Origin of the sequence: Enterobacter cloacae complex sp. IR5412, assembly GCF_049237385.1 — a bacterium.
GTDB lineage: Bacteria > Pseudomonadota > Gammaproteobacteria > Enterobacterales > Enterobacteriaceae > Enterobacter > Enterobacter intestinihominis.
On sequence record NZ_JBMKHQ010000007.1, the window covers coordinates 202,747 to 217,953 of the forward strand.

The 15,207-nt window shown below is 58.9% G+C and carries 13 protein-coding genes; 11 read left to right on the forward strand and 2 right to left on the reverse strand.

The window, feature by feature from the left end; all coding sequences use genetic code 11:
• Positions 1-35: 35 nt before the first annotated feature.
• Together opgB and ACOTX2_RS14995 are read left to right on the forward strand one after the other, a co-directional pair.
• Positions 36-2,327, forward strand: coding sequence for a phosphatidylglycerol--membrane-oligosaccharide glycerophosphotransferase (gene opgB / locus ACOTX2_RS14990; RefSeq protein ID WP_063148259.1), 2,292 nt, complete (start codon positions 36-38; stop codon positions 2,325-2,327).
• Positions 2,327-2,836, forward strand: a complete 510-nt coding sequence (locus ACOTX2_RS14995) for a GNAT family N-acetyltransferase (RefSeq protein ID WP_063148260.1) — start codon at positions 2,327-2,329, stop codon at positions 2,834-2,836. The genes opgB and ACOTX2_RS14995 overlap by 1 nt, the downstream gene beginning before the upstream one ends.
• 227 nt (positions 2,837-3,063) lie before the next feature.
• Here the strand turns inward: ACOTX2_RS14995 and tsr are convergent, their stop codons facing one another.
• Both tsr and hpaR read right to left on the reverse strand, forming a co-directional pair.
• On the reverse strand, positions 3,064-4,728 hold the full coding sequence (gene tsr, locus ACOTX2_RS15000) for a methyl-accepting chemotaxis protein (protein WP_063148261.1): 1,665 nt from the start codon (positions 4,726-4,728) through the stop codon (positions 3,064-3,066).
• 83 nt (positions 4,729-4,811) lie between these two features.
• The gene (hpaR, locus tag ACOTX2_RS15005; RefSeq protein ID WP_006810239.1) at positions 4,812-5,252 is read right to left on the reverse strand and encodes a homoprotocatechuate degradation operon regulator HpaR; all 441 of its coding nucleotides are present in this window, start codon (positions 5,250-5,252) and stop codon (positions 4,812-4,814) included.
• 268 nt (positions 5,253-5,520) lie between these two features.
• Here hpaR and hpaG point away from each other — a divergent pair, with 268 nt between their 5' ends.
• From hpaG to hpaB, 9 genes are all read left to right on the forward strand, one after another.
• Positions 5,521-6,798: a 4-hydroxyphenylacetate degradation bifunctional isomerase/decarboxylase gene (gene hpaG, locus ACOTX2_RS15010; protein WP_063148262.1), complete on the forward strand. Its 1,278-nt coding sequence runs from the start codon at positions 5,521-5,523 to the stop codon at positions 6,796-6,798.
• Positions 6,795-8,261: a 5-carboxymethyl-2-hydroxymuconate semialdehyde dehydrogenase gene (gene hpaE, locus ACOTX2_RS15015; RefSeq protein WP_022646959.1), complete on the forward strand. Its 1,467-nt coding sequence runs from the start codon at positions 6,795-6,797 to the stop codon at positions 8,259-8,261. Before hpaG ends, hpaE begins: the two co-directional genes overlap by 4 nt.
• 2 nt (positions 8,262-8,263) lie before the next feature.
• Positions 8,264-9,115, forward strand: a complete 852-nt coding sequence (hpaD, locus tag ACOTX2_RS15020; RefSeq protein ID WP_063148263.1) for a 3,4-dihydroxyphenylacetate 2,3-dioxygenase — start codon at positions 8,264-8,266, stop codon at positions 9,113-9,115.
• 9 nt (positions 9,116-9,124) lie between these two features.
• The gene (locus ACOTX2_RS15025) at positions 9,125-9,505 is read left to right on the forward strand and encodes a 5-carboxymethyl-2-hydroxymuconate Delta-isomerase (protein ID WP_063148264.1); all 381 of its coding nucleotides are present in this window, start codon (positions 9,125-9,127) and stop codon (positions 9,503-9,505) included.
• A gap of 99 nt (positions 9,506-9,604) precedes the next feature.
• Positions 9,605-10,408 (forward strand): 2-oxo-hept-4-ene-1,7-dioate hydratase, encoded by an 804-nt coding sequence (gene hpaH / locus ACOTX2_RS15030; RefSeq protein WP_063148265.1) that lies wholly within the window; start codon positions 9,605-9,607, stop codon positions 10,406-10,408.
• 10 nt (positions 10,409-10,418) lie between these two features.
• Entirely contained in the window at positions 10,419-11,216 is a 798-nt protein-coding gene (gene hpaI / locus ACOTX2_RS15035) for a 4-hydroxy-2-oxoheptanedioate aldolase (protein ID WP_063148266.1), read from the forward strand.
• Between the two features lie 21 nt (positions 11,217-11,237).
• Positions 11,238-12,584: a 4-hydroxyphenylacetate permease gene (gene hpaX / locus ACOTX2_RS15040; RefSeq protein WP_032625355.1), complete on the forward strand. Its 1,347-nt coding sequence runs from the start codon at positions 11,238-11,240 to the stop codon at positions 12,582-12,584.
• Positions 12,556-13,446: a 4-hydroxyphenylacetate catabolism regulatory protein HpaA gene (gene hpaA, locus ACOTX2_RS15045; RefSeq protein ID WP_063148267.1), complete on the forward strand. Its 891-nt coding sequence runs from the start codon at positions 12,556-12,558 to the stop codon at positions 13,444-13,446. The genes hpaX and hpaA overlap by 29 nt, the downstream gene beginning before the upstream one ends.
• 195 nt (positions 13,447-13,641) lie before the next feature.
• The gene (gene hpaB, locus ACOTX2_RS15050; protein WP_045621221.1) at positions 13,642-15,204 is read left to right on the forward strand and encodes a 4-hydroxyphenylacetate 3-monooxygenase, oxygenase component; all 1,563 of its coding nucleotides are present in this window, start codon (positions 13,642-13,644) and stop codon (positions 15,202-15,204) included.
• Positions 15,205-15,207: the final 3 nt, after the last annotated feature.

The following is a 15,207-nucleotide window of genomic DNA, read 5'->3' on the forward strand; positions in this document are numbered from 1 at the left end:
GCCGGCTAAGCGTCCGGCATGATGAGGATCTGCTGTTGTCAGAGTTAATGTCCCTTGTCCTTTTCCTGGCTTCCATCGGCGTTTATGCCTGGAAAGCCGGTCGTCACACCTGGTGGTTTGTGGCCACCCTGGTGGTGCTCGGCATTTTTATTGTTTTAAACATTACGTTATATGCCAGCGATTACTTTACCGGCGACGGTATTAACGACGCGGTGCTCTACACGTTGACCAACAGCCTCACCGGCGCTGGTGTGGGTAAGTACATCCTTCCGGGTCTGGGGCTGGTGGTCGCCCTGGTGGGCATCTTCGCCGCGCTGGCCTGGGTTCTGCGCCGTCGCCGTCACCGTCCGCATCATCATGGCTACAGCCTGCTGGCGCTGTGCCTGGCGCTGGCCTCCGTGGATGCCAGCCCGGCATTCCATCAAATTACCGAGCTGGTAAAATCCCAGTCGCGCGATGGCGATCCGGACTTTGCGGCCTATTACAAAGAACCCTCGAAGAAGATCGACAATCCCAGACTCAACCTGGTCTATATATACGGCGAAAGTCTGGAACGCACCTGGTTTGATAACGATGCTTTCCCGAACCTGACGCCAGAGCTCGGCGCGCTGAAAAACCAGGGCCTCGACTTCAGCCACACCATGCAACTGCCTGGCACGGATTACACCATCGCCGGGATGGTGGCTTCCCAGTGCGGCATTCCCCTGTTCGCCCCGTTTGAAGGCAACGCCTCCGCCTCGATGTCGAGTTTCTTCCCGCAGAACATTTGTCTCGGCGATATCCTGAAAAACTCGGGCTATGAAAACTACTTTATGCAGGGCGCTAACCTGCGCTTTGCCGGGAAAGATGTGTTCCTGAAATCCCACGGTTTCGATCACTTATATGGTTCCGAAGAGCTGAAAACCACGGTCGCCGATCCGGCCTACCGCAACGACTGGGGCTTTTACGACGATACCGTTCTGGATGAAACCTGGAAGAAATTCGAGGAGCTTTCCCGCGCCGGTAAACGCTTCTCGCTGTTTGCGTTGACCGTCGACACGCATCATCCGGATGGTTTCGTCTCACGCACCTGTAAACGTCAGGGCTACGACATTGACGGTAAAAACAACAAGTCGTTCAGCGCTGTGACCTGTAGCCAGGAACATATCGCGGCGTTAATCGAGAAAATCAAAGCGTCGCCGTATTTCAAAAATACGGTCATCGTCGTTTCATCTGACCATCTGGCGATGAAAAACAGCGCCTGGGATGAGCTGAATAAGCTGGATCGCAGCAACCTGTTCTTTGTGCTGCGCGGCGATAAACCGCAGCAGGAGATCATTGCCGCTAAACGTAACTCGATGGATAACGGCGCTACCGTGCTGGATATTCTGGGTGGCGATAACTTCATTGGCCTGGGCCGCAGTACGTTGTCGGGCCAGTCCCTGTCGGAAATCTTCCTCAACATGAAGGAAAAAATCCTCGCCTGGAAGCCGGATATCATTCGCCTGTGGAACTTCCCGAAAGAGATAAACGACTTCACCATCGATCAGGATAAAAAAATGATCGCGTTCTCCGGCAGCCATTTCCGCCTGCCTCTGCTGCTGCGCGTGTCGGATAACCGCGTCGAGCCGCTGCCGGAAAGCGAATACTCCGCGCCACTGCGCTTCCAGCTGGCGGAATTCGCCCCGCGCGATAATTTCGTCTGGGTCGATAAATGCTACAAAATGGGCCAGCTCTGGTCACAAGAGCTGTCACTGTCCACCGACTGGTGCGTCTCACAGGGGCAACTCGGTGGCGAGCAGACCGTGCAACACGTTGATAAACCGCAGTGGCAGGGGAAAACCGCGTTTAAAGATACGGTCATTGATACCGCACGCTATCAGCGCAACGTAGACCTGCTGAAAATCGTCGACAACGACATTCGTTATAAAGCTGACAGCTTTATCTTTAACGTTGCCGGCGCGCCTGAAGAGGTGAAGCAGTTCAGCGGTATTTCACGTCCCGAATCCTGGGGGCGCTGGTCTAACGCGCAGTTAGGTGATGAGGTGAAAATTGAGTATACCCATCCGCTGCCGGAGAAATTCGATCTGGTGATCACCGCCAGGGCATTTGGTCCCAACGCAAACCGTCCTGTGCCGGTGCGCGTCGGCGATAAAGAACAGATGCTGACGCTGAGCAATGATGTCACCACCAGCACGCTGCATTTCGATAACCCCACGCGCAGCAATACGCTGGTCATTGTGCCGCCCGAGCCGCAGTCCACTAACGAAGGGAATATTCTCGGTCACGCTCCGCGCAAGCTGGGAATCGGCATGGTGGAGATTAAAATTGTGAGCAGCGCTGGCTGATGACGGCGTTCACCCTTCGCCCGACGTGCATCGACGACGTCGCTGCCCTGCCCGCCATTGAACGCGCGGCGGGGCAGCGATTTCGCGACGTTCCTGAGCTGGCCTGGCTGGCAGACAGCGAGGTTATTTCCGTTGAAGATCACCTCGGTTACGCCGGACGCGGATTAAGCTGGCTGGCGCTGGCTGATGACAGGCCCGTGGGCTTTATTCTCGCCGAAGCCCAGCCATCTTCGCTGTTTATTGTGGAACTTTCGGTTCATCTGGACTGGCAGGGACGAGGTCTCGGACGCCGGTTGATTAACCGTGTCGCAGAGCATGCCCGCACGCTGGGGCTAACCTCGCTGACGTTAACGACGTTTCGTGATGTCCCGTGGAACACGCCCTACTACAGGCGATTAGGGTTTGAAATGATGACGACGCTGACGCCGGAAATGCGCCAGAAACGTGAAGAAGAGACGGCGCACGGTTTAGCGTATGGTTCCCGCTGCGCCATGCGCCTGTCTCTGTAAAATCGCCCGGTGGCGCTGCGCTTACCGGGCCTACAAAACCCAATTCCGCAGGCCGGGTAAAGCGAAGCCACCCGGCAAATTGCACAATCCGTAGGCCGGGTAAGGCGTAGCCGCCACCCGGCAAAACCCACAATCCGTAGGCCGGGTAAGGCGTAGCCGCCACCCGGCGAAACGCACATCCCGTAGGCCGGGTAAGGCGCAGCCGCCACCCGGCAAAACGCACAACGTCAGAACGTTTCCCAGTTATCGCCCGCATCTGCGGTCGCCGGTTTACGCGCCACTACCGGTGCGGCAACGCTTATCGCGGAGGCGAACTCGCGCGCCTTCATCTGTTCCTGCTGAATACGGAACACCGCAACGGCCTGCGTCAGACGGCTCGCCTGCTCTTCCAGTGCCGCCGCGGCCGCCGCAGACTCTTCCACCAGCGAGGCGTTCTGCTGGGTCACGCGATCCATCTCAGCCACCGCCAGCCCCACCTGGTCGATACCGCGGCTCTGCTCATCAGACGCAGACGCGATTTCGCCCATGATGTCCGTCACGCGCGTTACCGCATTCACGATCTCACCCATGGTTTCACCGGCGCTTTCTACCAGCGTTGAACCCAACTCCACGCGCCCCACGGAGTCTTCAATCAGGCTCTTGATCTCGCGAGCCGCCTGGGCGCTGCGCTGCGCCAGGTTTCGTACTTCACCTGCAACCACCGCAAAGCCGCGGCCCTGCTCGCCCGCACGTGCCGCTTCTACCGCCGCGTTCAGCGCCAGAATATTGGTCTGGAAAGCAATCCCGTCGATCACGCTGATAATATCGGCGATTTTCTGCGAACTGCCGGCGATGTCGCGCATGGTCTGCACCACGTTATCCACCACTTTCCCGCCTTTCTGCGCGGTTTCGGATGCGCTCAGGGCCAGGTTGCTCGCCTGACGGGCATTCTCGGCGTTCTGCTTCACGGTGGCGGTCAGCTGTTCCATACTGGCGGCGGTCTCTTCCAGAGAGGCAGCCTGCTGCTCGGTACGGGATGAGAGATCGTTATTGCCCATCGAGATTTCGCTCGCACCGCTGTAAATGGCGTTTGCGCCGTTACGCACGTCACCCACGGTGCGCACCAGCTCGCCCTGCATATGGCGCAGGGAGTCAGCCAGTTCACCCATCTCGTTGGAGCCTTCCACGTCGATGCGCTTCACCAGGTCGCCGCTGGCGATATGACGAATGCTGTCAATCAGACGGTTCAGCGGCGAAATCAGTGCCTGACGAATACCCAGCCAGACGGCAACAATCACCACCAGCACCGCAGCCAGCACGCTAATCAGCACCCAGATAGCCTGGCGGTAAGAGCTGTTGCTGTCTTCAACCGCGGTCTGATAGAGCGCGTCGTTTTGTTGCAGATAGCTGACGTACTGCTTCTCAAAGCCATCCTGATAGCTCTGGGTCGGCTGGTCGAAGAACTCGTTGATCTTGCCCGCCCCCAGCAGCTGGATCAGCTCGGCCAGCGCGCCGTGGTAGATATCGTAATTACGTTTGATTTCCAGTGCCGCAGCGTCGCTCTGACGCGGGTCACGCGGAAGTGCTTCGTAATCCGCCCAGTTTTTTTCCGCCTGTTTCAGAGACGCAGAGGCTATCTGCATCAGCTCGGCGACGGTTGAGCCGCTGCCGATATTGTTCTGATCCATCATATAGCGGATACCCGCGCGGTTCAGGGTGTTACGGGTTTGCAGCAGCGCCACCCAGCTACCGTTCAGGGTGGATTGTTGCTGGCGAATGGTTTGCAGGATGGTGAAATTCTCTTTGTCATGCTTCAGGGCATTGAAGAAAAGACCACCGGATGTGAGTTGTAAAAGGCCAAATATCGCTAAAACCAGCAGTAAGCTGGTGACAATCTTGATACGATTTAACATGTTTTCTCTTTCCTCAGACAGATACAGAATTTTCGGCCTGGAAAGGGAAAACTTTACGAAAATCATCCTGGATTTTAGGGTTTTTACTCTTCGTCCCGCGCGGCAATATGTCGGTTTCCGAGTTCAATAAACTCTTCCAGCAGCGCCGTGAGCTGCTTCATCTTCTCCGGGGTATATTCCGCCTCAATCTGCTGGTACGCCTCTTCCACCTGAGCCTGAGCACGCTGGTACAGCGCGTTGCCTTCTTTCGTCAGCGATACGTACAGCTTGCGCTGGTCATTCACCGGCTTTAAGCGCAGCACCAGACCGTCGCGCTCCATCCGCGTCAGAATGCCGGTCAGGCTTGGGCGCAAAATGCAGGTGCGGAACGCCAGATCGTGAAAATCCATGGAGGGATGCTCGGCCAGTACGCGGACGATACGCCACTGCTGCTCGGTCAGATTATGCCGTTTCACTATCGGGCGGAAATAGCCCATCGCCGCTTCACGCGCCTGCAACAGCGCGATGGTTAATGAATCATGCATCACCTTCCCCTTACATCATTAACAAGTAAACAATTTAAAACAGATGCTTTTATAGACAACACGTTGTAACCCAAAAAGTCTAACAGAAACAACGTCATTTTTTTAATGCATTGATTTTAATGATAATTAACCCATAGGTGTAAATTTATTGTTATTTATATCACAAATTATTCACTTCTGATTGCGAAACGAACAGCAAAAGCATAAAACCAGATCATTAACATATTAATGAAATCAAAACCGGACAGCCGGTTTGAGGAGTATGGGAATGAAAGGTACTGTTTTTGCCGTAGCGCTAAACCACCAAAGCCAGCGTGCGGCCTGGGCTGAGGCGTTTGAAAAAGCCCCCTATAACGCGCCGCCAAAAACGGCGGTGTGGTTTATCAAGCCACATAACACCGTTATTCGCGCAGGCGAGCCGATTCCCTTCCCGCAGGGAGAAACCGTGTTAAGCGGCGCAACGGTGGCGCTGGTGGTGGGCAAAACCGCCAGCAAAGTACGCGTTGAAGAGGCGGCGGCGTACATCGCCGGCTACGCGCTGGCCAACGAAATCAGCCTGCCGGAAGAGAGCTTCTACCGCCCGGCTATTAAAGCCAAATGCCGGGATGGATTTTGCCCGCTCGGCGAACCTGTCGCCGTTGATAACGTGGACAACCTGACCATCATCACCGAGATCAACGGTCGCGAAGCGGACCACTGGAACACGGCCGATCTGCACCGCAACGCCGCCAAACTGCTGAGCGCTCTGAGCGAATTTGCCACCCTGAACCCCGGCGATGCGATATTGCTCGGTACCACGCAAAGCCGCGTCGAAATTCGCCCGGGCGATCGGGTACGCATTCTGGCAGAGGGATTTCCGCCGCTGGAAAACCCGGTGGTGGAGGAACGCGACGTTACCATCGCTTCGCGCACGCCGCCGCACGCCACGCTGTTCGCCCTCGGCCTGAACTACGCCGATCACGCCAGCGAGCTGGACTTCAAACCGCCCACCGAGCCGCTGGTGTTTATCAAAGCGCCGAACACCTTTAACGGCGACAACCAGACCTCGGTGCGCCCAAACAACATTGAATACATGCATTACGAAGCCGAGCTGGTGGTGGTCATCGGTAAAACCGCGCGTAAGGTCAGCGAAGCCGAGGCGATGGACTATGTTGCGGGCTACACGGTGTGCAACGACTACGCCATCCGCGATTATCTCGAAAACTACTATCGCCCGAACCTGCGGGTGAAAAGCCGCGACGGGCTGACCCCCATCAGCCCGAACGTAGTGCCAAAAGAAGCCATCCCTGACCCGCACAACCTTCGTCTTCGCACCTACGTCAACGGTGAACTGCGTCAGGAAGGCACCACCGCCGATCTCATTTTCAGCATCCCATTCCTGATTGCGTATCTGAGCGATTTCATGACCCTGCAACCGGGCGACATGATTGCCACCGGCACGCCGAAGGGGCTGTCCGACGTGGTGCCGGGCGATGAGGTGGTAGTGGAAGTGGAAGGCGTAGGCCGCCTGGTAAACCGAATTGTCAGTGAGGAGACTGCAAAATGAAAAAGATTAACCACTGGATCAACGGGAAAAACGTCGCCGGAAGTGAGTACTTCCAAACCACTAACCCGGCCTCCGGCGAGGTGCTGGCAGAAGTGGCCTCTGGCGGCGAAGCCGAAATCCATCAGGCCGTTGCCGCCGCCAAAGAGGCGTTCCCGAAATGGGCCAACCTGCCGATGAAGGAGCGTGCGCGCCTGATGCGTCGCCTGGGGGATCTGATTGACCAGAACGTGCCGGACATTGCCGCGATGGAGACCGCCGACACCGGCCTGCCGATCCACCAGACCAAAAACGTGCTCATTCCACGCGCCTCGCACAACTTTGAGTTCTTCGCCGAGGTGTGCCAGCAGATGAACGGCAAAACCTACCCGGTCGATGACAAGATGCTCAACTACACCCTCGTGCAGCCGGTAGGCGTTTGTGCGCTGGTGTCGCCGTGGAACGTGCCGTTTATGACCGCCACCTGGAAGGTCGCGCCGTGCCTGGCGCTGGGTAACACCGCGGTGCTGAAGATGTCCGAGCTCTCCCCGCTGACCGCCGACCGTCTGGGCGAGCTGGCGCTGGAGGCGGGCATTCCGGCGGGCGTGCTGAACGTAGTGCAGGGCTATGGCGCCACGGCGGGCGACGCGCTGGTGCGTCATCATGACGTGCGCGCCGTCTCCTTCACCGGCGGCACCGCCACCGGGCGTAACATCATGAAAAACGCCGGGCTGAAGAAGTATTCCATGGAGCTGGGCGGCAAATCTCCGGTGCTGATTTTTGAAGACGCGGACATTGAGCGCGCGCTGGACGCCGCCCTGTTCACCATCTTCTCCATCAACGGCGAACGCTGCACCGCCGGCTCGCGCATCTTCATCCAGCAGAGCATCTACCCGGAGTTCGTCAAACGCTTTGCCGAGCGCGCCAGCCGCCTGCGCGTGGGCGACCCGACCGATCCGAACACCCAGATTGGCGCGCTGATCAGCAAGCAGCACTGGGAGAAGGTCTCCGGCTACATCCGCCTCGGCATTGAAGAGGGGGCAACCCTGCTGGCGGGCGGCCCGGACAAACCGACCGATCTGCCTGCGCACCTGAAAGGCGGCAATTTCCTGCGCCCGACCGTGCTGGCGGATGTCGATAACCGCATGCGCGTGGCGCAGGAAGAGATCTTCGGGCCGGTGGCCTGCCTGCTGCCGTTTAAGGACGAAGCGGAAGGCCTGCGCCTGGCAAACGACGTGGAGTATGGCCTGGCGTCGTACATCTGGACGCAGGACGTCAGCAAAGTGCTGCGTCTGGCGCGCAACATCGAAGCGGGCATGGTGTTCGTCAACACCCAGAACGTGCGCGACCTGCGCCAGCCGTTTGGCGGCGTGAAGGCCTCCGGCACCGGGCGTGAGGGCGGCGAGTACAGCTTTGAGGTCTTCGCGGAGATGAAAAACGTCTGTATCTCCATGGGCGACCATCCGATTCCAAAATGGGGGATCTGATCATGGGAAAATTAGCCTTAGCGGCAAAAATCACCCACGTGCCGTCAATGTATCTCTCTGAACTGCCGGGCAAAAACCACGGCTGCCGCCAGTCAGCCATCGACGGGCATAAAGAGATCAGCAAGCGCTGCCGCGAGCTGGGCGTCGATACCATTATCGTCTTCGACACCCACTGGCTGGTGAACAGCGCGTATCACATCAACTGTGCGGACCATTTTTCAGGCGTCTACACCAGCAACGAGCTGCCGCATTTTATTCGCGACATGACCTACGACTACGACGGCAACCCGAAACTCGGCCAGCTGATCGCCGACGAAGCGGTGAAGCTTGGCGTGCGCGCCAAGGCGCACAACATCCCGAGCCTCAAGCTGGAGTACGGCACGCTGGTGCCGATGCGCTACATGAACGCGGATAAGCACTTCAAAGTGATCTCCATCTCGGCGTTCTGCACGGTACACGACTTCGCCGACAGCCGCAGGCTGGGCGAGGCCATCGTCAGCGCCATCGAAAAATACGACGGCACCGTGGCGGTGCTCGCCAGCGGCTCGCTGTCGCACCGCTTTATCGACGACCAGCGCGCGGAGGAAGGGATGAACAGCTATACCCGCGAGTTTGACCGCCAGATGGATGAGCGGGTAGTGAAGCTGTGGCGCGAGGGGCAGTTCAAAGAGTTTTGCAGCATGCTGCCGGAGTACGCCGACTACTGCTACGGCGAAGGCAACATGCACGACACGGTGATGCTGCTGGGGATGCTCGGCTGGGACAACTACGACGGTAAGGTGGAGTTTCTCACCGAGCTGTTCGCCAGCTCCGGCACCGGCCAGGTCAACGCCGTTTTCCCGCTGCCCGCGTAAGGAGCCACCATGCCGCATTTTATTGCTGAATGTACCGACAACATCCGCGCGCAGGCCGACCTGCCGGGGCTGTTCGCCAAAGTGAACGAGGCGCTCGCCGCCACGGGTATTTTCCCGCTCGGCGGTATCCGCAGCCGTGCCCACTGGCTGGACACCTGGCAGATGGCCGACGGCAAGCACGATTACGCCTTTGTGCATATGACGCTCAAAATCGGCGCCGGGCGCAGTCTGGAGAGCCGGGAAGAGGTCGGTGAAATGCTGTTTGCGCTGATCAAAACGCATTTTGCAGAGCTGGGGACCGCCCGTTATCTGGCGCTCTCTTTCGAGCTCGACGAGCTGCACCCGACGCTCAATTACAAGCAGAACAACGTGCACGCGTTGTTTAAGTAGCCGTCTGCTCGCCCGGTGGCGCTTCGCTTACCGGGCCTACAACGGCTCGAACGTAGGCCGGGATCGCTACGCGCCACCCGGCAACAACAGGATATCGCCATGCTCGACAAACACACCCATACCCTGATCGCCCACCGCCTGCATCAGGCGGAACAATCCCGGGAGCAGATCCGCGCGATCTCGCTTGAGTATCCGGAGATCACCATTGAAGACGCCTACGCCGTCCAGCGCGAATGGGTGAGCCTGAAAATTGCCGAAGGCCGCGTGCTGAAAGGCCACAAGATCGGCCTCACCTCCAAAGCGATGCAGGCCAGCTCGCAGATCAGCGAGCCAGACTACGGCGCGCTGCTGGACGATATGTTCTTCCACGACGGCAGCGACATTCCCGTGGATCGCTTTATCGTCCCGCGCATCGAAGTGGAGCTGGCCTTTGTGCTGGCAAAACCGCTGCGCGGCCCGAACTGCACGATCTTCGACGTTTACAACGCCACGGATTACGTCATCCCTGCCCTGGAGCTGATCGACGCCCGCTGCTACAACGTTGACCCGGAAACCCAGCGCCCGCGCAAGGTATTCGACACTATCTCCGATAACGCCGCCAACGCGGGCGTGATCCTCGGCGGCCGCCCGATTAAACCCGACGAGCTGGATCTGCGCTGGATCTCCGCCCTGCTCTACCGCAACGGCGTGATCGAAGAGACCGGCGTGGCCGCAGGCGTCCTTAATCATCCGGCGAACGGCGTGGCGTGGCTGGCGAACAAACTCGCGCCATACGACGTGCAGCTTGAGCCAGGCCAGATCATTCTCGGCGGCTCGTTTACCCGCCCGGTTGCCGCCAGCAGAGGCGACACCTTCCACGTCGACTACGGCAACATGGGCTCCATCAGCTGCCGCTTTGTGTAAGGAGATGACCATGCAAAACGCATTCAAAGCGGCGCTGAAAGCGGGCCGACCGCAAATCGGGTTATGGCTGGGGCTAACCAGCAGCTACAGCGCTGAGCTATTGGCCGGGGCCGGTTTTGACTGGCTGCTGATCGACGGGGAGCACGCGCCGAACAGCGTACAGACCGTTCTGACTCAGCTACAGGCCATCGCCCCTTATCCCAGCCAGCCGGTGGTGCGCCCGTCGTGGAACGATCCGGTGCAGATCAAGCAGCTGCTGGACGTGGGGGTGCAAACCCTGCTGGTGCCGATGGTGCAAAACGCCGACGAAGCGCGGCTGGCGGTCAGCGCCACCCGCTATCCGCCCGCGGGCATTCGCGGCGTCGGCAGCGCGCTGGCGCGGGCGTCGCGCTGGAACCGTATCCCGGGCTATCTGCATCAGGCTAACGACGCCATGTGCGTGCTGGTGCAAATCGAAACCCTAAGAGCGTTAAAAAACCTGCCGCAGATCCTGGACGTGGACGGCGTCGACGGCGTGTTTATCGGCCCGGCGGATCTGAGTGCCGACATGGGCTTTGCCGGTAATCCGCAGCACCCGGAGGTGCAGGCCGCCATTGAGCAGGCGATCGCGCAGATACGCACCGCCGGTAAAGCGCCCGGCATCCTGATGGCCAACGAGCAGCTGGCGAAACGTTACCTTGCACTCGGCGCGCTGTTTGTCGCCGTCGGCGTCGACACCACCCTGCTCGCCCGCGGCGCGGAAGCGCTGGCGGCACGTTTTATCGAACAACCGGTTACGTCAGTTAATAACAATAAATCCGTCTACTAAACGTAAGATCTGGAGCGCAGCATGACGACCTCTACCCTGCAAGATAAGAAAGCTATAGAACATCGCGTTATCAACAAGCTGTTCCGTCGTTTGATCGTGTTTCTCTTTATCCTGTTTGTCTTTTCGTTTCTCGATCGCATCAACATCGGCTTTGCCGGGCTAACGATGGGCAAAGATCTGGGCCTCACGTCGACCATGTTTGGCCTGGCCGCGACCCTGTTTTACGTCACCTACGTGCTGTGCGGGATCCCCAGCAACATCATGCTGGCGAAAATCGGCGCGCGGCGCTGGATCGCCGGGATCATGGTGGTGTGGGGCATCGCCTCTACCTGCACCATGTTCGCCACCAGCCCGGAAACGCTCTACGTCCTTCGCATGCTGGTGGGCATTGCCGAAGCCGGTTTCCTGCCGGGGATCCTGGTCTATCTCACCTGGTGGTTCCCGGCCTATCACCGCGCCCGCGCCAACGCGTTGTTTATGATCGCCATGCCGGTGACCATGATGCTCGGCTCGATCCTCTCCGGGTACATTCTGGCGATGGACGGGCTGTGGAACCTGAAGGGCTGGCAGTGGCTGTTCCTGCTGGAGGGGCTGCCGTCGGTGGTGCTCGGCGTGGTGACCTGGTTCTACCTTAACGACACCCCGGATCAGGCCACCTGGCTGGATGATGATGAAAAGCAGGCACTCAAAACGATGATCGCCCGCGAGCAGGAACTGGCCATTGCGCACGTCGCCACGCCGCGATCGACGCTGCGCGAGGTGCTGACGCCCGCCGTACTGCTCTACACGCTGGCCTACTTCTGCCTGACGAATACGCTGAGCGCGATCAACATCTGGACGCCGCAGATCCTGCAAAGCTTCAACACCGGCAGCAGCAATATCGTGATTGGCCTGCTGGCGGCGATCCCGCAGTTTTGCACCATCCTCGGGATGATCTGGTGGAGCCGCCGCTCCGACAGGCTGAAAGAGCGAAAAAAGCACACCATCCTGCCGTATCTGTTTGCGGCGGCGGGATGGATGCTGGCCTCGGCGACCGATCACAGCCTGATCCAGCTGCTTGGCATCATCATGGCCTCAACCGGATCGTTTACCGCCATGGCGATATTCTGGACCACGCCGGACCAGGTGATTAGCCTGCAATCCCGCGCGGTGGCGCTGGCGGTGATCAACGCCATCGGCAACGTCGGGTCTGCCGTCAGCCCATTGCTGATTGGTATTCTGCGCGACGCGACCGGCAGCTTCAGCTCGGGGCTGTGGTTCGTGGCGGGTCTGCTGGTAGTGGGCGCGCTGGTGCTGACGCGCATTCCGATGACGCAGCGGGTTCAAAAGAGGAACGATCATGTGCCAGAGCCCTATCGCCAACATTGATATCAGCAAGGAGTACGACGAAAGTCTGGGCACCGACGATGTGCACTACCAGTCGTTCGCCCGCATGGCGGCTTTTTTTGGCCGCGACATGCAGGCGCACCGCCACGACCAGTATTTTCAGATGCATTTTCTCGACACCGGGCAGATTGAGCTCCAGCTCGACGATCATCGCTACTCGGTGCAGGCGCCGCTGTTTGTGCTGACGCCGCCGTCGGTGCCGCACGCGTTTATCACCGAATCCGACAGCGACGGCCATGTGCTGACGGTACGCGAGGATCTCATCTGGCCGCTGTTAGAAGTGCTCTACCCCGGCACGCGGGAAGCGTTCGGCCTGCCGGGGATCTGCCTGTCGCTTGCCGACAGGCCTGACGAGCTGGCGGCGCTGAAGCATTACTGGCAGCTCATTGCCCGGGAATCCACGGAACAGCTGCCGGGCCATGAGCATACGCTGGTCCTGCTGGCGCAGGCCGTATTTACCCTGCTGCTGCGCAACGCGAAGCTCGACGACCACGCTTCAGGCGGCATGCGCGGCGAGCTGAAGCTGTTTCAGCGCTTTAACCAGCTGACAGATGCGCATTACCACGAGCACTGGACGGTGCCGGAATACGCCAGCGAACTGCATCTTACCGAATCCCGCCTGACCGATATCTGCCGCCGCTTTGCCAACCGCTCGCCGAAACGGCTGATCTTCGACCGCCAGCTGCGGGAAGCCAGGCGCTTGCTGCTGTTTTCCGACAGCACAGTGAGCGAAATTGCCTGGCAACTGGGGTTTAAAGATCCGGCCTATTTCGCCCGTTTTTTTAACCGACTGACGGGGTGCTCACCCAGCGCATACCGGGCGCAGAAAGTACCGGTTTCCTGAACGCATCACGGTTCGTAGGGCGGGTAAGCGCAGCGCCACCCGTCGAAAAGCCGCACAGATCACAAAACAACATCCCACCCGAAAAGTACCTGCCGTTGTCCCAATCGTCCCTTCACGTTCCGCCCCTCTCACGCTTCAATTAAACAACAAAAACAAAACATAAATTTAACAACCATCTTCCGATACGAGGTCCCTATGAAGCCTGAAGATTTCCGCGCTGATGCCAAACGTCCGTTAACCGGTGAAGAGTATTTAAAAAGCCTGCAAGATGGCCGTGAGATTTATATCTACGGCGAGCGCGTTAAGGACGTTACTACCCACCCGGCATTTCGCAATGCGGCGGCGTCCATCGCCCAGATGTACGATGCCCTGCACAAGCCAGACATGCAGGATACACTCTGCTGGGGCACCGACACCGGCAGCGGCGGCTACACCCATAAATTCTTCCGCGTGGCGAAAAGCGCCGACGATCTGCGCCAGCAGCGCGACGCCATCGCCGAGTGGTCGCGCCTGAGCTACGGCTGGATGGGCCGCACGCCAGACTACAAAGCCGCGTTCGGCTGCGCGCTGGGGGCTAACCCTGCCTTCTACGGTCAGTTCGAGCAGAACGCCCGCAACTGGTACACCCGTATTCAGGAAACCGGCCTGTACTTTAACCACGCCATCGTCAACCCGCCTATCGACCGCCATAAACCGGCGGACGAGGTGAAAGACGTTTACATCAAGCTGGAGAAAGAGACCGACGCCGGGATCATCGTCAGCGGCGCGAAAGTGGTGGCCACCAACTCGGCGCTGACCCACTACAACATGATTGGTTTTGGCTCTGCGCAGGTGATGGGCGAAAACCCGGACTTCGCGCTAATGTTCGTCGCGCCGATGGATGCCGAAGGGGTGAAACTGATCTCTCGCGCCTCATACGAGATGGTGGCAGGGGCGACAGGCTCTCCATACGACTACCCGCTCTCCAGCCGCTTTGACGAGAACGACGCCATTCTGGTGATGGATCATGTGCTGATCCCGTGGGAAAACGTGCTGATCTACCGCGATTTCGACCGCTGCCGTCGCTGGACGATGGAAGGTGGCTTCGCCCGCATGTACCCGCTTCAGGCCTGCGTGCGTCTGGCAGTGAAGCTCGACTTCATCACCGCTCTGCTGAAGAAGTCACTGGAGTGTACCGGCACCCTCGAGTTCCGCGGCGTGCAGGCGGATCTCGGCGAAGTGGTGGCGTGGCGCAACATGTTTTGGGCGCTGAGCGACTCCATGTGCTCCGAAGCCACGCCGTGGATAAACGGCGCGTACCTGCCTGACCACGCGGCGTTACAGACCTACCGCGTGATGGCGCCGATGGCCTACGCGAAAATCAAGAACATCATCGAACGCAACGTGACCTCCGGGCTGATCTACCTGCCGTCCAGCGCGCGGGACCTGAACAACCCGCAGATCGACCAGTATCTGGCGAAGTACGTACGCGGCTCCAACGGGATGGATCACGTCGAACGCATCAAGATTCTGAAACTGATGTGGGATGCCATCGGTAGCGAGTTTGGCGGACGTCACGAGCTGTACGAAATCAACTACTCCGGTAGCCAGGATGAGATCCGCCTGCAATGCCTGCGTCAGGCGCAAAGCTCCGGCAACATGGACAAGATGATGGCGATGGTTGACCGCTGCATGTCCGAGTACGACCAGCACGGCTGGACTGTACCGCACCTGCACAACAACACTGATATCAACATGCTGGATAAGCTGCTGAAATAACGC